Origin of the sequence: Rossellomorea sp. FS2, assembly GCF_047915635.1 — a bacterium.
Lineage (GTDB): Bacteria > Bacillota > Bacilli > Bacillales > Bacillaceae_B > Rossellomorea > Rossellomorea marisflavi_A.
On record NZ_JBLRVS010000001.1, the window covers coordinates 1,381,926 to 1,403,294 of the forward strand.

General features: G+C 49.9%; 23 protein-coding genes. All 23 read right to left on the minus strand.

What is annotated here, in order from left to right; all coding sequences use genetic code 11:
• Positions 1–25: 25 nt before the first annotated feature.
• The 23 genes from ACNA6I_RS07240 to sdaAA all read right to left on the minus strand — a co-directional run bounded on the left by ACNA6I_RS07240 (position 26) and on the right by sdaAA (position 21,365).
• Entirely contained in the window at positions 26–307 is a 282-nt protein-coding gene (locus ACNA6I_RS07240; protein WP_416313110.1) for an EscU/YscU/HrcU family type III secretion system export apparatus switch protein, read from the minus strand.
• Complete coding sequence (locus ACNA6I_RS07245) at positions 304–1,965, minus strand: hypothetical protein (protein WP_048004068.1); 1,662 nt, start codon at positions 1,963–1,965, stop codon at positions 304–306. The genes ACNA6I_RS07240 and ACNA6I_RS07245 overlap by 4 nt, the downstream gene beginning before the upstream one ends.
• Positions 1,966–1,979: 14 nt before the next feature.
• Complete coding sequence (locus ACNA6I_RS07250; protein ID WP_048004069.1) at positions 1,980–2,753, minus strand: ribonuclease HII; 774 nt, start codon at positions 2,751–2,753, stop codon at positions 1,980–1,982.
• 85 nt (positions 2,754–2,838) lie between these two features.
• Positions 2,839–3,699 (minus strand): ribosome biogenesis GTPase YlqF, encoded by an 861-nt coding sequence (ylqF, locus tag ACNA6I_RS07255; protein WP_048013069.1) that lies wholly within the window; start codon positions 3,697–3,699, stop codon positions 2,839–2,841.
• A 25-nt stretch (positions 3,700–3,724) separates the two neighbouring features.
• Entirely contained in the window at positions 3,725–4,264 is a 540-nt protein-coding gene (gene lepB, locus ACNA6I_RS07260) for a signal peptidase I (RefSeq protein WP_048004071.1), read from the minus strand.
• A gap of 203 nt (positions 4,265–4,467) precedes the next feature.
• Positions 4,468–4,812 (minus strand): 50S ribosomal protein L19, encoded by a 345-nt coding sequence (gene rplS, locus ACNA6I_RS07265; protein ID WP_048004072.1) that lies wholly within the window; start codon positions 4,810–4,812, stop codon positions 4,468–4,470.
• 131 nt (positions 4,813–4,943) lie between these two features.
• Positions 4,944–5,672, minus strand: a complete 729-nt coding sequence (gene trmD / locus ACNA6I_RS07270) for a tRNA (guanosine(37)-N1)-methyltransferase TrmD (protein ID WP_416313225.1) — start codon at positions 5,670–5,672, stop codon at positions 4,944–4,946.
• Complete coding sequence (gene rimM, locus ACNA6I_RS07275) at positions 5,672–6,187, minus strand: ribosome maturation factor RimM (RefSeq protein WP_048004074.1); 516 nt, start codon at positions 6,185–6,187, stop codon at positions 5,672–5,674. Before rimM ends, trmD begins: the two co-directional genes overlap by 1 nt.
• A 19-nt stretch (positions 6,188–6,206) precedes the next feature.
• Positions 6,207–6,590 (minus strand): YlqD family protein, encoded by a 384-nt coding sequence (locus ACNA6I_RS07280; protein ID WP_416313111.1) that lies wholly within the window; start codon positions 6,588–6,590, stop codon positions 6,207–6,209.
• Between the two features lie 145 nt (positions 6,591–6,735).
• On the minus strand, positions 6,736–6,969 hold the full coding sequence (locus ACNA6I_RS07285) for a KH domain-containing protein (protein ID WP_048004522.1): 234 nt from the start codon (positions 6,967–6,969) through the stop codon (positions 6,736–6,738).
• Positions 6,970–6,981: 12 nt separating this feature from the next.
• Positions 6,982–7,254 carry a 30S ribosomal protein S16 gene (rpsP, locus tag ACNA6I_RS07290; RefSeq protein WP_048004076.1) on the minus strand — a complete coding sequence of 91 codons (273 nt, stop codon included), beginning with the start codon at positions 7,252–7,254 and terminating at the stop codon, positions 6,982–6,984.
• Positions 7,255–7,372: 118 nt separating this feature from the next.
• On the minus strand, positions 7,373–8,716 hold the full coding sequence (gene ffh, locus ACNA6I_RS07295; protein WP_048004077.1) for a signal recognition particle protein: 1,344 nt from the start codon (positions 8,714–8,716) through the stop codon (positions 7,373–7,375).
• Between the two features lie 12 nt (positions 8,717–8,728).
• A complete protein-coding gene (locus ACNA6I_RS07300) occupies positions 8,729–9,061 on the minus strand; it encodes a putative DNA-binding protein (RefSeq protein ID WP_048004078.1) in 333 nt (110 codons plus the stop codon).
• 139 nt (positions 9,062–9,200) lie between these two features.
• Complete coding sequence (gene ftsY / locus ACNA6I_RS07305; protein ID WP_416313112.1) at positions 9,201–10,190, minus strand: signal recognition particle-docking protein FtsY; 990 nt, start codon at positions 10,188–10,190, stop codon at positions 9,201–9,203.
• Positions 10,191–10,243: 53 nt separating this feature from the next.
• Positions 10,244–13,810 carry a chromosome segregation protein SMC gene (smc, locus tag ACNA6I_RS07310; protein ID WP_063191207.1) on the minus strand — a complete coding sequence of 1,189 codons (3,567 nt, stop codon included), beginning with the start codon at positions 13,808–13,810 and terminating at the stop codon, positions 10,244–10,246.
• Between the two features lie 11 nt (positions 13,811–13,821).
• Positions 13,822–14,565, minus strand: a complete 744-nt coding sequence (gene rnc, locus ACNA6I_RS07315; RefSeq protein WP_048004081.1) for a ribonuclease III — start codon at positions 14,563–14,565, stop codon at positions 13,822–13,824.
• 203 nt (positions 14,566–14,768) lie between these two features.
• Positions 14,769–15,002, minus strand: a complete 234-nt coding sequence (gene acpP, locus ACNA6I_RS07320) for an acyl carrier protein (protein WP_048004082.1) — start codon at positions 15,000–15,002, stop codon at positions 14,769–14,771.
• Positions 15,003–15,077: 75 nt separating this feature from the next.
• A complete protein-coding gene (gene fabG / locus ACNA6I_RS07325) occupies positions 15,078–15,821 on the minus strand; it encodes a 3-oxoacyl-[acyl-carrier-protein] reductase (protein WP_048004083.1) in 744 nt (247 codons plus the stop codon).
• Positions 15,818–16,765: an ACP S-malonyltransferase gene (gene fabD, locus ACNA6I_RS07330; RefSeq protein WP_416313113.1), complete on the minus strand. Its 948-nt coding sequence runs from the start codon at positions 16,763–16,765 to the stop codon at positions 15,818–15,820. Before fabD ends, fabG begins: the two co-directional genes overlap by 4 nt.
• Positions 16,758–17,756, minus strand: coding sequence for a phosphate acyltransferase PlsX (gene plsX / locus ACNA6I_RS07335; RefSeq protein WP_048004085.1), 999 nt, complete (start codon positions 17,754–17,756; stop codon positions 16,758–16,760). The genes fabD and plsX overlap by 8 nt, the downstream gene beginning before the upstream one ends.
• Positions 17,757–17,764: 8 nt before the next feature.
• Positions 17,765–18,340: a transcription factor FapR gene (gene fapR, locus ACNA6I_RS07340; protein ID WP_048004086.1), complete on the minus strand. Its 576-nt coding sequence runs from the start codon at positions 18,338–18,340 to the stop codon at positions 17,765–17,767.
• A gap of 93 nt (positions 18,341–18,433) precedes the next feature.
• Positions 18,434–20,485: an ATP-dependent DNA helicase RecG gene (recG, locus tag ACNA6I_RS07345; protein WP_416313114.1), complete on the minus strand. Its 2,052-nt coding sequence runs from the start codon at positions 20,483–20,485 to the stop codon at positions 18,434–18,436.
• The gene (gene sdaAA / locus ACNA6I_RS07350) at positions 20,469–21,365 is read right to left on the minus strand and encodes an L-serine ammonia-lyase, iron-sulfur-dependent, subunit alpha (protein WP_048004087.1); all 897 of its coding nucleotides are present in this window, start codon (positions 21,363–21,365) and stop codon (positions 20,469–20,471) included. Before sdaAA ends, recG begins: the two co-directional genes overlap by 17 nt.
• Between the last annotated feature and the right edge of the window lie 4 nt (positions 21,366–21,369).

Below are 21,369 nucleotides of genomic sequence, written 5' to 3' on the forward strand. Positions count from 1 at the left end.
AGAATATATTATACTTGAAAACCAATTACTTGCCTCCGCTGAATGATTTATCCACGCGATAAATGAAAGCGAACACTTCGGCAACCGCCCCGTATAGTTCTTCGGGGATCGACTCCTTGACGTCAAGCTGCCTCAGGAGATCCACGAGGGTTTCATCCTCCTGGACAGGGATGTCATGCTCTTCAGCCCTTTTGAGAATCTCTTCGGCAATCAGCCCCTTCCCCTTGGCGATGACACGGGGAGAGCCGTCCTGAGTACGGTCATACCCAAGCGCTACTGCCGCTTTGCGCTTTTGTTCCCTGCTCATATGCGGATATCCACTCCTTTGTGCCCGGCCGGGTGTTGATCGGTCACGGTCCCGGGTCCGGGACGTGATTCCGGGATTTTAAAGAGTATGGAGGAAAATGTATATCCGTTTTCTTCCACTCCCTTTTTGAGGGCAGGCAGGAATTCGAGGGCAAGATCCTTTAACCCCGGGTGCTCATTCCAGACGACGATCTGCAGGACCCTCTGCTGAATCTGCAGGTCGACGATGGTCTCGTCCAGATTCCCGAGATGAAGGTAGAACATCACTCTGCAGTGGCTGCTGTCGATCTGGCCATCATCGGTTTTCTTCCCGCTCCATTGGATGGTCATGTCCGTCTGGCCCGCTGTGTGATAGAGGGGGATCTGATGGACGATGGTGAGAAAGCCGGATTGATCTTGTGACACAAGGGAAGGATGGTTCATTTTCAGGACGATTTCGTCGGCCCTTTCCCTGATGGCAGCCGATGGGTGACTCTGGCTGAGCTGGATCAGCTGCCGTTTGGCTGAATCCACGAGGGGATCGGATTCATAATTCAGCCCTAGGGATGAGACTGCCTTCTTTAACAGCTGGGAGATGTCCCTTCCGTGAATGACTTCCCTCAGTTCCTCAAGCACGATGGAGCGGAGCTGTGAATGGAGCGAGTCCTTGTTTGTCCCATCACGCCCTTCAAGTTGTCCTGCAGCGGTTCTAACCTCTATGGGTGAATGTACAGATGAGATGAGATCTTTCTTTGCCGTAATGATGGCATCGATTACCCGACGGGCAAAGGAGGTAAGCTCCTCAGAAGAAGGAGGGGCAGAAAGGCGTCTCATGGATGCTGCACCATCTTCCTTCATTCCGGCTCCAAGCTTGGTTAACCCTTCTTCAGCAGCTGCTGCGTCCGGAAAAGATTTCAGCATCGTTTTCACCAGTTCTTCCTTCCATTGACCCATCCTGCTGTTATCAGGCAGGACACCCAGCTCCTTTAAAAGATCGAGTGCTGCCAGCCGGAGGGGGAAAGGCTTGGCATCGTCCGCCAGTATCCACAGGGCACGGTCTGCCACCTTCCCTCCTGCCAGCGTTTCAAGGGGTGCCTGAACGTTCTTCATGAGCTTCTCAGCTTCTGAAGTCGAGCCTGCTGCCATCAGTTCATTTTTCAACCCCTCAATGCCGGTCAAAAAGGAACCCTGCTTCCCTCCTGCTTCAAGGGATCTGTATATCCGGTCTGTAAATGGGAGATGCTGCCTCTCCATCCTTAGGAGTATCTCGGGGTTCAGACGGTTCCCCATCGCTTTTGCAAAGTCGATCATGGTCTTTGTGATCGGAACATTCAGACGCAGGGCCTCTCCAATCAGCTCTCTTACCGGCCCCTCTCGATTCAGTGCATAATGAGAGAGGAGGGCATCCAGGATTTGACCACCATCTCGTTGAGGTCGTCCCGTAAGAACAGAGAGACCGATCCCGTCTCCATTCTGCTTGGTCTCTACCCAATAGCTTTCACCGGCTTTTAACCCGGTCTGGACGCCGGCAATGAAACGATGCCCCCCGGCAGACACTTCAGCTGTCCCGTCTCCGAGCATGCGGTTTACGCGGATGAGCAGGACCCTCCCTGGAGAAAAGGTCAGGGGTTTGGGTTCATTTCCCTGTATCTGTTCTGTCCTTCCCAGTATCCGCTCCATAGCATCAACTCCCTTTAGATCAATTTCTCTTTAACCGGTGCGAAACTGGCTCTATGTATGGGTGTCACGCCGTACTGGTCCAACCCTTTCAGGTGATCCGCCGTACCGTACCCCGCGTTCTTTTCAAAGCCGTATCCGGGATAAGTGACGGCATACTCCTTCATCAGACGGTCTCTTGTCACCTTCGCGATGATGGAAGCAGCCGCAATCGAGATGCTGGTCGCATCTCCCTTGATGATGGATCTGCTCGGGTATGGTGTCGTAAGCGGCATGGCATCGATCAATAAGTGATCAGGCTTTACCGAAAGGTCCTCTATTGCCGCACTCATTGCTTTTTTCGTTGCTTCATAAATGTTGATTTCATCGATTACTTCCGGGCCGATGATACTGATGCCGACCGCTTTTGACTGCTCCATGATCGTCGTGTAAAATGCTTCGCGTTTCCGCTCCGGCACTTTTTTGCTGTCTGTGAGTCCCGGGAGGTGGAAATCGTGAGGAAGGATGACAGCAGCGGCCACTACGGGCCCAGCAAGTGGTCCCCTTCCGACTTCGTCGATTCCGGCAATATGATCATACCCGGCGTTCCATAATTCGTTTTCATGGATGGACATGCGCGTAAACTCGGCAATCTCCTTCGCCTTTTTCTCACGGGAGGCTTCCGCACTTTTGACCAACTGACGGACACCCTTGCGCGGGTCGAGCTTCAGTTGGTCCCAGAGGGGATCATCTTCTGCCAGTTGTTTAAGTGTTTCTTTTATCTCGGACACTGTCATATCGATTCGTTCCATCGTTGTACCTCTCTTCTCTATATCGGTTGGATCTTCAGCAAATTAAAGAGACTGCAGCAGGGTCATCCCTTTTGCAGCCTTTTTATCAATCTTCGACCTTGACTTCCACACGGTCGAACGTAATGGGACCGAGTTGAACGTTCCGTATATCCCTGACGATCACTTCGGCCGTCTTATCATAGTTGATTTCTCCTCCGGCCATGAGACAACCCCTTTTGGCACCGATATGATTGAAGCTTTCCACCACATCTTCAGGGATCTCCTTGATCCCATATCGCGACTCCAAACGGTCGGGATAGGTTTCTTCCAGGAACCTGAGGGCATAGACCGCTATATCCTGCAGATTGAGGATGGTATCTTTGATGGCTCCTGTGAGGGCCAGCTTGTAGCCTACTTCCTGATCTTCGAACTTCGGCCACAGAATCCCCGGCGTATCCAGGAGCTCCAATTCCTTGCCGACTTTGATCCATTGTTGGGCTTTGGTTACTCCCGGTGTGTTCCCGGTTTTGGCTATATTCTTTTTCACGAGACGGTTGATGAGGGTCGACTTCCCTACATTGGGGATGCCGACGATCATCGCCCTGATGGCCCTCGGGCGCATGCCTCTCGACTTCATGCGGTCGAATTTTGCCTTCAGGATCTCTTTCGCACCACTCACGATCGCTTGTAGCCCTTTTCCTGCCTGGGCATTGACTGCTAAAGCCATGATTCCTTGTTCTTCAAAATAGTGAATCCACTGCTTCGTTTTACCCGGATCCGCCATGTCGGCTTTATTCAAAAGGACTAGTCTCGGCTTTTCACCGATGATTTCCTCTATCATCGGATTTCGGGATGACAGGGGGATGCGTGCGTCCACGAGTTCAATGACGATGTCTACGAGTTTCAGCTTTTCCGTTACCTGTCTTCTTGCTTTTGCCATATGGCCTGGAAACCATTGAATGGTCATATGACCACCTCCAAATGTTCTTTGCTTATTTCACCATGCCCATGTCTTTGATGGGCCATACCACTACGCTTGTAATGCCTACCACCTCTTCAAGGGGCACTGTGCCGATATGACGGCTGTCTTTGCTGTATCTGCGGTTATCGCCCATTACGAAAATTTCTCCGTCGGGAACCGTCTCTTGATCGATGATCTCGTCCAACGTGAAATCATCCGTCAAGAGACCTTCTTCGAGACGGGCCCTGCTATCTTCCAAATACGGTTCTTCATATGCTTTCCCGTTAATATACAGGGTATCATCTTTGTATTCGATTTTATCTCCAGGCAGACCGATCACGCGCTTGATATAGTCTTTGCGCTCTGGTGCATGGAAGACCACGATGTCAAACCGATCAGGGGTGCCGAACTTGCTGACGATCATGCGATCTCCATTATGGAGTGTCGGAGTCATCGAAAGGCCGTCCACTACGATGGGCGCGAACAGGAAATACCTGATTACCACTACCAGTATCAACGCAATGCCCAAGGCTTTCGCCCATTCCCGCCACTCACTATTCTCCTTTTCCACATTCCCACCGCCTTATGTATGGATACCATCTTTTGTTTATTCTACTAGAAAACCACCCCGTTCTCATTAAAAAAGAGAGGTTTAGTTCCAAATACACAGAAAGCCGGCCTCAGGAACGGGCTCAACGCTCCATCCAACGCCAGTAAGACCAAAAAAACCCTAAAGAAAAGGAGCTTGTCTCCAAGCTCCTTCTTCTTCGTTCATTATCGAATTTCTTTAATCCGAGCCTTTTTACCACGTAGGTTACGCAAGTAGTAAAGTTTCGCACGACGGACTTTACCGCGACGAATGACTTCTAGTTTAGCGATTTTTGGTGTGTGTACAGGGAATGTACGTTCAACACCTACACCGTAAGAAATTTTACGAACTGTGAATGTTTCGCTGATACCGCCACCGCGGCGTTTGATTACGACACCTTCATAAACCTGGACACGTTCACGAGTACCCTCCACGATGTTAACGTGTACGCGTACTGTATCACCAGGGCGGAAAGATGGTAGATCAGAGCGAAGTTGTTCTTTCGTAATATCTTCGATTAATTTGTGCATCTTATTCAACTCCTTCCAACAGATGCTCTTACAAAAGCGATGTATTGCAGCGGAACATCGGGATCAGTGGTCAAGCTTTCGCTCAAGCCACAAAGAATATAATAGCATAAACCATTGGGCGTTGCAATAGGTCACTTCGACTTTTTCAGCTCTTCCACCATGGCTGCCTGCTTTTCGGTGAGAGGGTAGTCTTCAAGAAGATCCGGACGCCTCTCAAGGGTCCTTCGGAAGCTCTCCTTCTCCCTCCATTCTTCAATCAGCTTATGATTACCGGATAACAGCGGCTGCGGGACTTCCATCCCCCTGAAATCAGACGGTCTCGTATAATGCGGATGCTCGAGGAGACCCGAAGAGAAGGAATCGAGGACAGGTGAATCTTCATTCCCGAGTACCCCCGGGATCAGCCGCACCACAGAATCGATGACCACCATCGCCCCCAATTCGCCCCCGGTCAGGACATAATCGCCGATGGATATCTCATCCGTCACGACATGCTCCCTGATGCGCTCATCATACCCTTCATAGTGACCACAGATAAAGATGAGATGCTCTTCCTGCGCAAGCTCCTCGGCCTTTGCCTGGGTATATCGCTCACCCTGAGGACACATGAGGATCACACGCGGCTTCGAATCCCTCTTCAGGGAATCGACGGCATCGAATACAGGCTGTGGCTTAAGGACCATTCCTGCTCCACCACCGTATGGATAATCATCCACCTGCTTATGCTTGTTGTCCGAGAATTCGCGGAAATTGACGACCTGATAGTTCACGGCTTCCTTTTCAGCGGCTTTCTTCAGGATTGATTCACCGAATACCCCTTCAAACATGGAAGGGAATAGGGACAGCACATCGATTTTCATCATGACAGAAGCCCTTCCATCGGTTCAATGATGATTTCCTTTTGAGAAATATCGACTTTTTTCACAATGTCCTCGATATAAGGGATGAGATGCTCTTTACCACGGGGAGCTTTGACCACCCAGACATCATTTGCTCCGGGGCTGAGGATCTCCTTCACGACACCGAGCTCATCTCCTGACGTGGTCCTGACCACGCATCCGATGATTTCATGAAAATAGAACTCTCCTTCATCGAGGTCTTGGAGCTGACTTTCATCGACTTTCAGGATCCCCTGCTTGAATCCCTCCACCTCATTGATGTCACTATAGCCTTCAAACATCAACAAATCGAAATTTTTGTGCCTGCGGTAAGAAGCGATCGTCAGTGGCTTCGGCTCTCTTCCTTCGATGAAAAGGGTCAGCACATTTCCTTTTTGGTACCGCTCTTCAGGAAAATCGGTCATGGAGAGGACTTTCAGTTCCCCTTTTATCCCGTGAGTATTTACAATCTTGCCGACATTGAACCATTTTTCCATATCCATTCACCTCTTGCATTTAGCGTATTTCTTTAATAATCCCATCTTCGATGATGATCGTCCTTGGGATTTCGTCATTCCAATTGTCACCCACCTGCACCCTCGATATACCCTGAACTTCCTTCTCTTTCAGTTCACTTCCGAGGGGCAGAAGGTCCAGCTGATCAAGCTGGAAATCCAGCAGCTTGATCTTCTCGGCACGCTCATCCAGTTCTTTATCGAAATGCTGTCTGAGCTTTTCCGACGGATATTTCTTGGCCCGTTCGATCTTCTTCATCTCGAACCTCAGCTGATCGCATTCCTTCGCTAGTTGCGCTGCCTGTTCTTGATAGCGCGTCACGAGACGCCCCTTGCTTGTTTCAGTCAGGATTTGTTTAACCGTCACCTTATGTATGATATCCAATCGGCCACTCCTCCTCCTTGATTCCGCCGCATCACCAAGAACACCGGCGAATGATAAAAAAAGGACTGACAAAGTAGGGGCAAGCTTTCACTCCTTGGCTGGTCAGTCCTTTGTTCCCCGGAAGCGGGACCCGGTCATCACCGGGTCATTCCACAATCTCCAGGAAGATTTTCTTCTGTTGTGAAGATCCTGCTGCAGCGTATACCACAGTTCGAATCGATTTTGCTACGCGCCCTTGCTTGCCGATGACTTTACCCATATCTTCCGGATGCACCGAAAGCTTGTATGTCATTCCATTGGGTCCTTCCTCCATCTCGATCGAGACAGCGTCAGGATGGTCGACCAGGGGTTTCACAATCGTCAGAATAAGATCTTTCATCAAATCAGTCGATTACTTGCTGTTTTTGGCATTGTGGAATTTCTCCATGATGCCTTGTTTTGAGAATAGGTTACGAACTGTATCAGATGGTTTCGCACCATTTGAAAGCCATTTAAGAGCCAATTCTTCGTCGATTTTCACTTCAGCTGGTTGAACAACCGGGTTGTATGTTCCAACTGTTTCGATTTGACGACCATCACGTGGTGAACGTGAATCTGCAACTACGATACGATAGAAAGGAGATTTTTTTGCTCCCATACGTTTTAATCTGATTTTAACTGCCATTATTAAAGCACCTCCGAATAGTTTCACACAAGATAGTATGATATCAAAAACCTAATTTGTTTGTAAAGGGTTTTTTCTTAACAGTTCTTTTTTTCTTCAAAAAAAGTGCTAAGATCGGTTACATGAACGGGAATTTCATTCCCTTTTTCTTGCCTTTCCCCTGCATACCGCTCATTTGTTTCATCATTTTTTTCATATCTTCAAATTGCTTCAGCAAACGATTGACCTCCTGGATGGATGTCCCGCTTCCTTTCGCAATCCGTTTGCGCCTGCTCGCATTGATAATTTCAGGATTGGTTTTTTCTTTCTTGCTCATGGACTGGATGATTGCTTCCACATGGACGATCTGTTTGTCATCCACCTGAAGCTTATCGAGCCCCTTCATCTTGTTGGCGCCGGGCATCATCTTCAGGAGTTCATCCAACGGCCCCATCTGCTTCACCTGTCCGAGCTGTTCGAGGAAATCATCGAACGTAAAGGACATGGTGCGCATCTTTTGCTCCAGTTCCTTCGCCTTCTCTTCATCGACATTGGCCTGTGCCTTCTCGATCAGGGAGAGGACGTCACCCATTCCGAGGATCCTTGATGCCATTCGCTCAGGATGGAACGCCTCGAGGGCATCCATCTTCTCACCCATACCGACGAATTTAATCGGCTTTTCTGTGACGGAACGAATGGAAAGGGCCGCTCCACCACGGGTATCCCCATCCAGCTTCGTCAGGACGACCCCGCTGATGCCAAGGGCTTCATTGAAGCTTTCGGCTACGTTGACGGCATCCTGACCGGTCATGGCATCGACAACGAGGAAGATTTCATCCGGGTTTGACAGCTCTTTGATATCCTTGAGCTCCCCCATGAGGTTTTCATCGATGTGAAGACGGCCGGCCGTATCGATCAGCACATAATCATGGTGTTCTTCTTTCGCCTTTTCGATTGCCTGCCTGGCAATTTCGACGGGGCTGACCTGATCTCCCAGTGAGAATACCGGCAGATCAAGCTGTTTACCGACGGTTTCGAGCTGCTTGATGGCAGCCGGACGGTAAATATCAGCCGCGACAAGAAGAGGTTTTCGATTGTGTTTCTTACGAAGCAGGTTCGCAAGCTTCCCGGTGGTCGTCGTCTTACCGGCACCCTGTAGTCCCACCATCATGATGACGGTCGGAGGGCGTTTGGAGACAGCAATCTGACTCTGCTCGCCGCCCATCAGTTCGGTCAGTTCTTCCTTGACCACCTTGATGACCTGCTGGCCCGGTGTCAGACTCTTCATGACTTCCTGCCCGACGGCTCGTTCGCTTACTTTTTTGACAAATTGCTTGACCACTTTAAAGTTAACGTCTGCTTCCAAAAGGGCGAGACGGACCTCACGCATCATTTCTTTAACATCCGCTTCGGAGATCTTCCCCTTACCGCGGATTTTCTGTATTGTGCCTTGCAGTCGGTCGGCTAATCCTTCAAATGCCATTCATGCCGCCTCCTAATCCAAAATTTCAAGGTCGTCAATCAGTTTTAAACAGTCCGCAGAGTCGATATCCGACTCTTCAAGGCTTTTTCTCAACCGATTCAGGATGAGATTCCGCTCTTGGAACTTGTTGAATAATAAAAGTTTCTCTTCATACTCTTCCAGCATGGCCTCAGTCCGCTTGATATTATCATAGACCGCCTGACGGCTTACGCTGTACTCCTCGGCAATCTCTCCGAGGGAGAAATCATCGAGATAGTAAAGGGACATATAACTCCGTTGCTTGGGAGTCAGTAGTGACTGGTAGAAATCGTAGAGATAGTTCATCCTGGTCGTTTTCTCCAGCATGTTCATCCCTCCTTGTTAAGTGAAAAACCTTTACATATGAAGAATACAGATTTCAAGCGACTTTGTCAAGGTTGCCCCATGAAAAACTTTCGCTTTTACGGATAAAAAAGTCCGGTCGAAACATCAACCGGACTTTCCTTTATTCTTCATTGTTGTCCACTTCATTTGAAAACAGGCCATATACATATTTTTCGGCATCGAACGGCTGCAGATCGTCCATCTGTTCACCGAGGCCGACAAATTTCACCGGAATATCAAGTTCGTTCCGGATCGCAAGGACAATCCCGCCCTTGGCTGTCCCGTCGAGCTTCGTGAGGACGATCCCCGACACATCAGTGGCTTCTTTGAACGTTTTGGCCTGTACCATGGCATTCTGACCCGTCGTCGCATCCAATACGAGCAGGACCTCATGCGGGGCTCCCGGAACTTCACGTTCGATGACGCGTTTGACCTTCTCTAGTTCCTTCATCAGATTGACCTTATTCTGAAGCCGTCCCGCTGTATCGCAGATGAGGATGTCGGCCTTCCTTGCCTTAGCCGATTGCACAGCGTCATACATGACAGCTGCAGGGTCACTTCCCGCCCCCTGTTTGATGACAGGTACACCGACACGCTCACCCCACACTTCAAGCTGCTCGATGGCCCCGGCCCTGAAGGTATCCCCTGCTGCAAGGATGACATTCTTCCCTTCGCTCTTGAGCCTATGGGCCATCTTGCCGATCGTCGTCGTTTTCCCTACACCGTTTACTCCGACGAACAAGAGAACAGTCAGTTCGCCTTCCTGGATACTCAGATCACTTGATACCTCTGCATCACCCTGATAGATATCAACCAATTTTTCAGAAATGACGGATTGGACTTCTACGGGATCAGAAATATTCCTTCTTTTGACCTCCAGCTTCAGTTCATCGATGAGCTCCATGACCGTATCAAACCCGACGTCCGCGCCGATGAGGATCTCTTCCAGTTCTTCAAAGAACTCCTCATCGATCTTACGGTATCTCGCGACCAGGTCATTCACCTTCGAAGTGAAGTTACTGCGGGTTTTGCTCAGCCCGTCTTTAAACTTTCCCGTCACACTGTCGCTTGATTGTGTGAATTTGTCTTTCAGCTTTTTAAAGAAACTCACGTTCCATCTACCCCATTCTTTAGATATTCATTTCGGCCTGCTTGGCGCGGCCTTTACGCCTCCAATAGCTCCTGGGTTTCCTGGAGCCTCACGGAGACAAGTTTTGAAACCCCGGACTCCTGCATGGTCACGCCATACAATACATGGGCTTCCTCCATTGTCCCTTTGCGGTGGGTGATGACGATGAACTGCGTATCATCACTGAACTTGCGCAGGTACTGGCTGAAACGCTGCACATTTGCTTCATCGAGGGCTGCCTCCACTTCATCCAGGATGCAGAATGGCACCGGTCTTACCTTCAGGATGGAGAACAGCAGGGCGATGGCCGTAAGCGCCCGTTCACCACCCGACATCAGTCCGAGGTTCTGAAGTTTTTTGCCCGGCGGTTGGGCCACGATATCCACCCCGGTCCGAAGAAGATCTTTCGGGTCGGTCAGTTTCAGCTCTGCACGGCCTCCGCCGAACAACTCCCTGAATACTTCGCCGAATTGGGACTGGATCGACGCAAACGTTTCTCCGAAGCGTTTCACCATCTCTTCATCCATTTCATGGATCACCTGATAGAGGGTATCCTTTGCCTCGGTGAGATCATTTTTCTGATCCAGGAGGAATTCATACCTTTCCTTCACCCTGTCATACTCATCGATGGCCCCGAGATTGACGGTTCCCAGTTCTTCCAGGGCAAGCTTGATCAGCTTCACTTTTTTCCTCGCTTCATCGATGTCGACGGTCAGTGGGTAATGCTCCTTGGCTGCCTCGAATGACAGCATATACTCTGTACGCAGGTGCTCCAAACGATTCTCAAGCTCTACATCGAGACGGTTGATCTTGACTTCCTCATCCTTCAGGGCATTCAAGAGGCCTTTGTGCCTGCGCTTCAGCTCTGACAATTTCACATCTTCCTCTTCTGCCTGTTGCTGAAGACGCGATCGCTCATCCCTTCGTGACGTGATGAGCTCAGACGTTTCCCGTTTTTGAGCGGCGCATTCTTTCGCCTTCACGGTCAAATCCTCTTCACCCGAGAAGTTGTCCTTCATTTGATGCTGAAGCCATTCGAGATCATCCAGGAGGGCTGACAGTCGTTTCTCAGACTCCACAACGGCTGAATCCACCCGTTCCAGACGGTCCACAACGCTTAGAAGCTGCTGATTCTTGCCCGCGAGATGGGCTTTCAGATCGCTTATGGCATTTGTAAGAACATCCTTCGATGACCGGTCACTGTTTTTTTGACGCGTCAATTCTTCAATTTTCCCATCCAGCGCCGTAATGTCCTCCCCGATTTTGACCAGGAGTGATTCTAGTTCTTCTCTCCGTGCGTGATGGCGCTCTTCCATGGAACTGAAATCACGCTTTTCCATATCGTAGAGTGACAATCTCTCATCGAGATTTTTCGTGCTCAGTTCGTTCTCGCGGAGCCTGGATTGAAGATCCTGTTCCTGCAGTCGCAGTTTTTCTCCCTTGACACGGAGTTCTTCAAGCTTTTTCGACCTGTATGCTGTCTCTTCCTTCAGATCCTTGACGGACTGCTGAAGTGTACGGGTCTGCTCTTCCATACTCTCGAGCTTCACCTTCATTTCTTCCAGCTCGGTTTTCCGTGATAGAAGCGAGTTTTTCTTTTGCTTGACCATTCCGCCCGTCATGGATCCCCCAGGATTGACAACATCTCCTTCAAGGGTCACCAGCCGGTAGCGATACTGGATGAGCTTTGCTATTTCATTGGCACCCTTGAGGTCCTCGGTGATGATGACATGCCCGAGGAGATTGGAGACGATCCTTTCGAAGCGCGCATCATACTGGACGAGATCACTCCCGATGCCCACAAACGAAGGGTGGCCTTTCAGCATGGAGAGCTGTGCCGCCTGCAGGGATTTCCCCTTGATGATATTCATGGGAAGGAAGGTGGCCCTGCCGTACTGGTTCTGCTTGAGATAGGCGATGGCTTTGCGCCCGTCCTGCTCGGTTCCGACGACGATATGCTGCATGGATGCACTGAGGGCCGTTTCCATGGCTGCCTCATATTTCTTCGGCACGGAAATAAGCTCTGCAACGGCTCCTTCGATTCCGGCCAGAACCCCGTCTCTTGCCTTCAAGACTTCTTTGACTCCTTGGAAGAAACCACTGTAGTCATCTTCCATTTCCTCGAGCATTTCCTTTCGGGATTTGGCCTGTTGAAGGTACTGATAGGCTTGATAGAGCGTTTTTTCCTGTTTCTCATATTTCGCTTGGGCTGATTCAAGATTCCGCTTCTCGTCCCGGTACGACTGGATATGCTGATCCATATCGATTTGACGGCTCTCAAGTTCTGCTTTCAGCTTTTCATGATCGCGATAAAGCTCTTCACGCTGGGTGATGTATTTTTCGTTTTCCGCTTCGAGTCTCCCGCTTCGTCCCGATTGTTGCGTGAGCTGCTGCTCGATGTACTGGATCTCGTTTTTGGCGGATGCCTGTTGATTCAATTTTTCAATGTAGTCACTTTTGTGGGATTCGATCACGTCTTCAATATTTTCACTGAAAAGGGAGAGCTGATTCTGCTTCTCCTTTAGTGCCGACCTTGATTCGTCGACTTCCACCTGAAGCCCGGTCCGTTCTGTTTCGAGACGCTCTTTCTCCTGTTTCATTTCACGGATTTGATCTTCAAGCTCCACGATGGACTGTTTGAGCTGTGTTTCGTTCGTGGAAGAGTTCTTTTTCCGCTCTACGAGGACCTGCTTCCTGCCTTCCAGCTTTTCAAGTTCCTCGCTTGTGGACAGAAGCACCTCCTGAAGTCCGGTGATCGATTCATCCAGAGCAGAGATTTTATCCCTTGTCTCAGACAGTTCCGCTTCCTTCCCTTGGATGACAGCCGACAGGTCGCCTTCTTCACTTCCATGCCTCTCGAATTCTTCACTCAGGGATTCCCACTGCTTATGTAGATCTTCAATGTCATAGACCGTTAAGGACACTTCGAATGTTTCGAGCTCTTCCTTTTTCTCCAAAAAGTCCTTCGCCATGGAGGCCTGGATCTTAAGGGGTTCTACCTGCCCTTCGAGTTCATGGAGGATATCGTTGACACGATTTAGGTTTTCCTGTGTTTCAAACAGTTTATTCTCGGCTTTTTTCTTCCGGGTTTTATACTTCAAGACCCCGGCCGCTTCCTCAAAGATCGTCCGGCGCTCTTCAGGCTTACTGTTCAGGATTTCCTCGACCTTCCCCTGACTGATGATGGAGAACGCTTCCTTCCCGAGTCCGGAATCCATGAATAGTTCAATGATATCCTTCAGTCTGCATGGCTGCCTGTTCAGCAGGTATTCACTGTCCCCCGACCGGTATACGCGCCTTGTGACACTCACTTCACTGTAATCGATCGGAAGGGTCCCATCTTCATTGTCAAGTACCAGGGTGACTTCTGCTATATTGAGAGCCTTCCTGGAGTCACTGCCTCCGAAGATGACATCTTCCATTTTCGAGCCCCTCAGGCTCTTGGCCGACTGCTCCCCGAGAACCCATCTGACTGCATCGATGATATTGCTTTTACCGCTTCCGTTGGGTCCGACTACCGCCGTCACCCCTGGCACGAATTCCACAGAAATCTTTTCTGCGAATGATTTAAACCCCATCACTTCTAGTTGTTTGAGGAACATCTTCTTTCCCCCTATTTCACATCAAGCTTTTGTTTTAACTTTTCGAGCGCTTTCTGGGCGGCCTTCTGTTCTGCTTCTTTCTTAGACCGGCCTTTGCCGACCCCGAGCTCCTCGCCGTTCAAGCATACCCGTGAAATGAACTCACGGTTATGGGCAGGACCGCTCTCATCAAGGATGCTGTACATGATCGTACCCGCACTCCCCCTCTGTACAAGCTCCTGCAGTTGACTTTTGTAATCCATCACATGAGAAAAAGCACCGGCATTGATCTTCGGATAAACCACCTTTTCAAGAATCGAGACAACCGTGTCGAGCCCCTGATCGAGGTAAAGTGCCCCGATGAAGGCTTCGAATACATCTGCCAGGAGGGCGGGACGTTCCCTTCCCCCGGTCATTTCTTCCCCTTTACCAAGGAGGATCAATTCCCCAAAGTTCATTTCCCTGGAGAACTTCACTAGGGACGGTTCGCATACGATCGCTGCCCTGAGCTTAGTCAGTTCCCCTTCACTCATCATGGGATATTTTTTGAAAAGGAATTGTGATACGGTCAATTCCAGTACCGCATCCCCAAGGAACTCGAGGCGTTCGTTGTCTTCATAAGGCTTCCGGCGATGCTCATTCACATAAGATGAATGAGTGAACGCTTGCTTTAATAATTTTTCATCTGAGAAATGGATTTGGAGTTCATCCTGAAAGGCTTTGAACTTTCCATCATATTTGTTTGCTAATCCTTTATTTCTGCTTTGTTTGCGCATGAGGCACTCCACCTTGCTATAAATGTTCTCACTATATACTAATCAAGTTTATGCTAAAAAAAACATTTTCGCAAAAGTTAATTTCACAGGGTTGCCGGACATAAAGAAACTTGGTAGAAAGTAGCTTCTACCAAGTCATTGTGTCTTGTACCAAAGATTTATGAAGTTCACATGAAAGCAAACCATCTTGGTCGACCCCAAAATTATGTGTTTGCTTTTATGTAGTTCACAGCATCACCGACTGTGCCGATTTTTTCAGCATCATCGTCAGAGATTTCCATGTCAAACTCATCCTCAAGCTCCATAACAAGCTCAACTACGTCAAGGGAGTCAGCTCCAAGATCTTCTTTGAAAGAAGCTTCAAGGTTCACTTGTGATTCGTCTACACCAAGACGATCAACGATGATCTTTGTTACGCGATCTAGTACTTCTGCCATTATTGTCACCTCCCCTCAAGGTATTATAGTGCATAACCTCCCCGATTGAAAAGGAGAATATCAATTTTTCCGCAATTACATCACCATTCCACCGTCAATATGAAGGGTTTGACCCGTCATATAGGCAGCAGCATCGGATGCGACAAAGGAGACGGTCTTGGCAATGTCCTTCGGTTCGCCGAATCTGCTCAAAGGAATTTGGGAAAGCATTCCTTCACGGATGTCTTCTGGCAGTTCGTCTGTCATATCCGTAGAGATAAAGCCTGGAGCGATGGCATTTACCGTAATGCCGCGCGGGGCAAGTTCACGGGCAGACGTTTTCGTAAGGCCGATCACACCGGATTTCGCTGCCACGTAGTTTGCCTGTCCGGCATTGCCGCTTACGCCCACGATGGATGAAATGTTGATGATCCGACCGCTGCGCTGCTTCATCATTTGACGGGTGACTGCCTTCGTGCAGAGGAACACGCCTTTCAGGTTGATGTTGATGACATCGTCCCATTCCTGTTCCTTCATGCGCATAAGCAGGTTGTCACGTGTTACCCCTGCGTTATTCACAAGGATATCAATGCGCCCGAAGCGTCCAACCGTCTCCTTTACCATCGCCTGTACCGCATCACTGTCCGACACGTTGCATTGATAGGCTACAGCATCCCTGCCAAGGGCTTTGATCTCATCTACAACAGCATGGGCCTTTGCTTCGCTTCCGGCATAGTTCACGACAACGTTACAGCCTTCACGCGCAAGCTCCATGGCGATTTCCCTGCCGATTCCCCGGGAAGCCCCGGTAACCAGTGCCACTTTACCTTCTAAGTTCATTGTGCTTCCTCCTTCAATGCTTCAATCGTCTGGATGCACGTTTCCTCATCCTGAACGGCATATGTCTTCACTCTTCTATTTACTTTCTTGATAAGCCCGGACAAAACTTTACCTGGGCCGACTTCGATGAAGGTGTCAACGCCGAGTTCCAGCAGCTTCTCGACTGTATCTTCCCAAAGGACAGGAGAGTATAATTGCTGAACAAGAAGGCCTTTGATTTCTTCACCGTTTGTCACCGGTTCAGCGGTCACATTGGCAATGACCGGAACGACCGCTTCATTGAATGTTTTACTGTCCAGCACACCTTTGAAATCTTCTGCAGCGGGTTTCATCAGGCGGGAATGGAAAGGACCGCTTACTTGAAGCGGGATCACCCGTTTCGCCCCTGCTTGCTTGGCTTTTTCCGAAGCGAGTTCCACTCCTTTGACCGTACCGGAAATCACGATCTGTCCCGGACAGTTCATATTGGCGAGATCCACGGCATGTCCTTCAGCCGACACCTCTTCTGTTACCTCTTGAAGGGCAGCGCGGTCCATGCCGAGTACTGCGGCCATCGTGCCCTCACCGCTCGGTACGGCTTCCTCCATGAGTTCACCGCGTTTCCTGACGGTCACCACGGCGTCCTCGAATGAAATCGCACCTGCAGCCACGAGGGCTGAATATTCACCAAGGCTGTGTCCAGCGGTGAAATCAGGGCGGATGCCTGCAGATGTCAGGCGCTCCAAGATGGCCATGCTCGTTGTGAGGAGGGCCGGCTGGGCGTTGAATGTGGCAGTCAATGTATCCTGAGGTCCATCGAAGATGACAGAAGACAGATCGATGCCGAGAGCCTCGTCAGCCTTAGTGAAATACTCCTTTGATTCAGGATGGGCATCGGCTAATTGCTGCCCCATCCCTACTGTTTGTGATCCTTGCCCTGGAAAAACGAAGGCGATTTTACCCATGATTTTCTTCACTCCCTATTACAGCTTCTTTTATCGTTTGTGCTACCTGATGGCGCACCATTTCCCTCGCCTGTCTCATGGCGTTATAGAATGCGGTCTCATTCGAGGAACCATGTGCTTTGATGACAGGGGCTTTCAGACCGAAGAGTCCGGCTCCACCGTACTCTGAGTAATCCAGCATATTTTTCAGGCCTCTAAGATCGTTTTTGATCATACCTGCTGCAATCTTGTTCTTCATCGATGATGTCAGTGTCTCTTTAAGGAGGGAGAAGACCGACAGTGCTGTTCCTTCAATGGTCTTAAGGACCATATTCCCTGTGAATCCGTCTGTCACGACCACATCGGCGGGCCCGTTCAAAAGGTCGCGGGATTCAATATTCCCGACGAAATTCACCGGTGCCTCCTTGATGAGCTGGAAGGTTTTCTTCGTGAGTTCATTCCCTTTTTTATCTTCGGTGCCGATATTCAGGAGACCTACCCTCGGACTGTCGATCCCCCTGACCTTCTCTGCATAGATGCTCCCCATGATGGCATATTGAACGAGATGTTCAGGTTTTGCATCAACATTCGCCCCAAGGTCCAGCATAAGGAATCCTTTCCCGTCAAGAGTCGGGAGTGTCGGTGCCAGCGCCGGTCTTTCTATGCCTTCGATCCTTCCGACGATAAAGAGCCCTGCTGTCATCAACGCTCCCGTATTACCTGCTGAGATACATGCATCGGCATCTCCATCCTTGACGGCTTGGGCCATCAGGACCATGGAGGCATTCTTTTTCCTTTTAACGGCACGGACCGGTTCATCCGTTCCCTCGATCACTTCATCTGTATGTATGATCGTCAAGCGGTCGCCTGGTGTGATCCATTCTTTGATTTGTGATTCATTCCCATATAATAAGACTTCGATATCATCGAATTCTTCCAGTGCACGTTTCACACCCAGTACGATTTCTTTAGGTGCATGATCTCCACCCATCGCATCAACGGCCAGTTTCATTCTTTCATTCACTCCTTCTCCGGTTTGGTGGAGTGATACATATCAAATTCACCCGTGAACACCAATTCTCCGCCAACGAAGCTATTCACTTCCACCATTGTGCGGTCTTTTTGATCATGGGCATGTACCACTTTCGCTTTCGCTACCACGCGGTCCCCCTGTTTGACGGAACGTGTGAACCGGATCGACGACTTGGCCGTCAGCGCCAAGTCATCATTGATCACGGCAACAGCCAATGAATTCGCCTGGGCAAACAAATGATGTCCCCTGGCAATTCCGTTCCTTACAAAAACGTGTTCGGGTTTTACGTCAAATATGGAGATGGCACTGTCCCCCAGATCGATATCGATGATTTCCCCGATGATTTCTTCGATCGGAAGTGCCTTTACTTCATCTTCAAAAGACTTCTCAGCTACATGTTTAATTCGTTCCCTGAGTTCAGGGATGGATAATTCCATTCGATCAAGGCGGATCGTCTGTACGCTGACCCCAAACCGCTCGGCCGATTCTTCATCGGTGATGAACGGATTTTCCTTGATTGTATTCACAAGTGCATTCTGCCGCTCTTTCTTAGAAAGTCTCATTATATACACCGTCCAGTATTAGTACTAGGTACTAATAGTAGTATATAGACAAAAAAAGCAGATTGCAAGAGATAATCTTGCAATCTGCCCTGTCTAATCAAGCTTCTCTCCTTCAAGGATCCCCGAATCTTCCAGGTACCTTCTGAGAGGTGCATATTCGTCGTCTTTCCAAAAAGCGTCTGAATTTGCGAGCGTTGCCGCATCGTCCCTTGCGACCTCCAGTGCTCTATAGTCATGGATCATATCAGCTACCTTGAATTCAGGCATGCCGCTTTGTTTCCGGCCGAAGAAGTCGCCCGGTCCGCGCAGTTCGAGGTCCTTTTCACTAAGGACGAATCCATCATTCGTCTCGGTCATGATTTTCATCCGTTCCTTGCCGACTTCGGTCTTAGGGTCTGCCAGGAGAATGCAGTAGGATTGATCATCCCCGCGCCCTACCCGTCCCCGCAGCTGATGAAGAGTCGAGAGACCGAAGCGCTCTGCGTCATAAATAAGCATGAATGTGGCATTCGGAACATTCACCCCGACTTCCACCACCGTCGTGGAGACGAGGACTTGTACTTCATTTCGACTGAAGCTCCTCATGACTTCTTCTTTTTCATCAGGGTGGAGTCTCCCGTGCATGAGGCCGACGGAGAACCGCCCCTGGAAATGCTGACTGAGCTGATTGTAAACATCGATGGAGTTCTGTACGTCCAGTTTGTCCGATTCCTCAATAAGGGGACAGATGACGTACGCCTGCCTGCCGGCTTTCAGTTCCTTTTCCATGAAGGCAAGGACCCTTGTGAGCATATCTTCCTTTGCCCAATAGGTTTCGATGGCTTTCCTCCCTGCAGGCATTTCATCGATGATACTCACATCCATCTCACCGAAAACTGTAATGGCAAGCGTCCTCGGAATCGGCGTAGCCGTCATGAACAGCACATCAGGACTCCCGCCTTTTTCCCTGAGTACGCGCCGCTGATTGACGCCGAAACGATGCTGTTCATCGGTGACGACAAGACCCAGGTTCTCGAATTCCACATCTCCCTGGATGAGGGCGTGGGTGCCGATCAGGATATCGATCTCCCCTTCCTTCAATTTTTCAAGGAGTAGCGCCCTCCGTTTGCCCTTCACCGAACTTGTCAACAGGGCGACGGAGGTCCCGGTCGGTTCAAGGAGCGCACTGAGGGAGTCAGCATGCTGCTCTGCAAGGATCTCAGTCGGAACCATCAGGGCACCCTGGTATCCTGCTGTAACCGAGGAATATAGGGCGATGGCAGATACGACGGTCTTACCGGAGCCCACGTCCCCCTGAAGGAGCCGATTCATGCGGTAAGGGCTTTTCATATCCGCTGAAATCTCATTGACCACCCGCTTCTGAGCATTCGTCAGCGGGAACGGCAGGGTATCCGTGAAGGATTGGATCTTTTCGATATCATACTGCTGGCTGATCCCGTTCGAATGTTCCCGTTCGAATTTACGCAGTGCCTGCATCTTGAGCTGGAATAACAAAAATTCTTCGAACACGAACCTTCTCCTCGCCTGTTTCATGGCTTGCGGAGAGTCCGGAAAGTGCATCTGATAAAGGGCATCAAGGCGTCCTGAAAGCTTATATTTTTCAAGATAATAGATTGGGAGGATCTCTTCAATCAGTTCACCGTATTCATGGAACGCAGCCCTGATATACTTGGTCAGGGCATTCCCTTTGATCGTCCCCTTCAATGCATAGACCGGTTCGAAGTCTCCCTGCTTGTTATGCGGTCCTAGCTGATGGCTTTGGACCGTGATGATTTGACGATTCTTATCCCATTTCCCTGTGACCGTCACGGTATCATGAAGGTTGATTTTCTTTTTCAAATAAGGCTGGTTGAAGAATGCGGCCTGAACGAGGACCCTTCCTACCAGGATCCTCAAAGTAAGGCGGGATTTTTTCCTGCCGTAAAACATCAGGGCGGGTTCCGAGTGCACTTTCCCTTCCACGGTGACGCGCTCGTCATGAGCGACCTCTTCGAGATCCCTCAATCTGAAATCATCATAGCGGTACGGAAGATACTCCATCAGATCGACCACGGTCCGGATGCCCATTGCATGTAATTGAACCGCCGTCTCTGACCCTATCCCTTTGAGGGATTCAACCGTTGGCACTTCACTGCGTATCGTCACGTTTATTCAGTGCCACGCCAAAGATTTTCGCCTCAAGTTCCCGCCCGGTCGGTGTTGCAGCCAAGCCTCCCAGTGCCGTTTCACGGAGAGCGACCGGCATGGTCTGACCGATCTTATACATGGCATCGATGACTTCATCACACGGGATCCTGCTCGTGATGCCTGCAAGGGCCATATCCGCAGCCACCATTGCATTGGCCGCTCCCATTGCATTCCGCTTCACGCACGGAACCTCAACGAGCCCCGCTACCGGATCACATACAAGCCCCAACATGTTTTTCAATGTAATCGCCATGGCTTCGGCAGACTGGCTCGGGGTCCCTCCTGCCATTTCGACGATGGCGGCCGCTGCCATACCGCTCGCAGAACCGACCTCCGCCTGACAACCTCCTGCTGCACCGGATATCGAGGCGTTGTTTGCCACGACAAAACCAAATGCTCCGGACGTGAATAAGAAGCGGATCATTTCTTCCTTCGTAGGATTCAGTTTGTTTTTGACGGCAAACAATGTGCCGGGGACGACACCGGCTGAACCCGCAGTCGGCGTGGCACAGATCGTGCCCATGGCTGCATTCACTTCATTGGTGGCGACAGCCTTACTCACGGCATCAAGGATCGTTTCACCGGTCAACGACTTGCCCGATTCTATATACTTTTGAAGAAGGACAGCGTCCCCTCCGGTAAGTCCTGAGTGGGATTTGACGCCTTCCAGCCCCCGGGCAACGGCTTTTTCCATTACTTCCAGATTGGTTTCCATCTGCTGATAGACTTCTTCGTAGGTTTTACCAGTGAATTCGATCTCCTGTTCGATCATGATATCTGAAATCTTTTTATTTTGGCTCTCTGCGAGTTCAATCAACTCTGCGACATTTCGAAACATAAGT

Bases quoted from the DNA above. Each gene is read 5' to 3' on its own strand.
- ACNA6I_RS07240 (WP_416313110.1), bottom strand. From the start codon at position 307: ATGAGCAGGGAACAAAAGCGCAAAGCGGCAGTAGCGCTTGGGTATGAC.
- ACNA6I_RS07245 (WP_048004068.1), bottom strand. From the start codon at position 1,965: ATGGAGCGGATACTGGGAAGGACAGAACAGATACAGGGAAATGAACCC.
- ACNA6I_RS07250 (WP_048004069.1), bottom strand. From the start codon at position 2,753: ATGGAACGAATCGATATGACAGTGTCCGAGATAAAAGAAACACTTAAA.
- ylqF (WP_048013069.1), bottom strand. From the start codon at position 3,699: ATGACCATTCAATGGTTTCCAGGCCATATGGCAAAAGCAAGAAGACAG.
- rplS (WP_048004072.1), bottom strand. From the start codon at position 4,812: ATGCACAAATTAATCGAAGATATTACGAAAGAACAACTTCGCTCTGAT.
- trmD (WP_416313225.1), bottom strand. From the start codon at position 5,672: ATGAAAATCGATGTGCTGTCCCTATTCCCTTCCATGTTTGAAGGGGTA.
- rimM (WP_048004074.1), bottom strand. From the start codon at position 6,187: ATGGAAAAATGGTTCAATGTCGGCAAGATTGTAAATACTCACGGGATA.
- ACNA6I_RS07285 (WP_048004522.1), bottom strand. From the start codon at position 6,969: ATGAAAGATCTTATTCTGACGATTGTGAAACCCCTGGTCGACCATCCT.
- rpsP (WP_048004076.1), bottom strand. From the start codon at position 7,254: ATGGCAGTTAAAATCAGATTAAAACGTATGGGAGCAAAAAAATCTCCT.
- ffh (WP_048004077.1), bottom strand. From the start codon at position 8,716: ATGGCATTTGAAGGATTAGCCGACCGACTGCAAGGCACAATACAGAAA.
- ACNA6I_RS07300 (WP_048004078.1), bottom strand. From the start codon at position 9,061: ATGCTGGAGAAAACGACCAGGATGAACTATCTCTACGATTTCTACCAG.
- smc (WP_063191207.1), bottom strand. From the start codon at position 13,810: ATGTTCCTCAAACAACTAGAAGTGATGGGGTTTAAATCATTCGCAGAA.
- rnc (WP_048004081.1), bottom strand. From the start codon at position 14,565: ATGCGCAAACAAAGCAGAAATAAAGGATTAGCAAACAAATATGATGGA.
- acpP (WP_048004082.1), bottom strand. From the start codon at position 15,002: ATGGCAGAAGTACTAGATCGCGTAACAAAGATCATCGTTGATCGTCTT.
- fabG (WP_048004083.1), bottom strand. From the start codon at position 15,821: ATGAACTTAGAAGGTAAAGTGGCACTGGTTACCGGGGCTTCCCGGGGA.
- fabD (WP_416313113.1), bottom strand. From the start codon at position 16,765: ATGGGTAAAATCGCCTTCGTTTTTCCAGGGCAAGGATCACAAACAGTA.
- plsX (WP_048004085.1), bottom strand. From the start codon at position 17,756: ATGAAACTGGCCGTTGATGCGATGGGTGGAGATCATGCACCTAAAGAA.
- fapR (WP_048004086.1), bottom strand. From the start codon at position 18,340: ATGAGACTTTCTAAGAAAGAGCGGCAGAATGCACTTGTGAATACAATC.
- sdaAA (WP_048004087.1), bottom strand. From the start codon at position 21,365: ATGTTTCGAAATGTCGCAGAGTTGATTGAACTCGCAGAGAGCCAAAAT.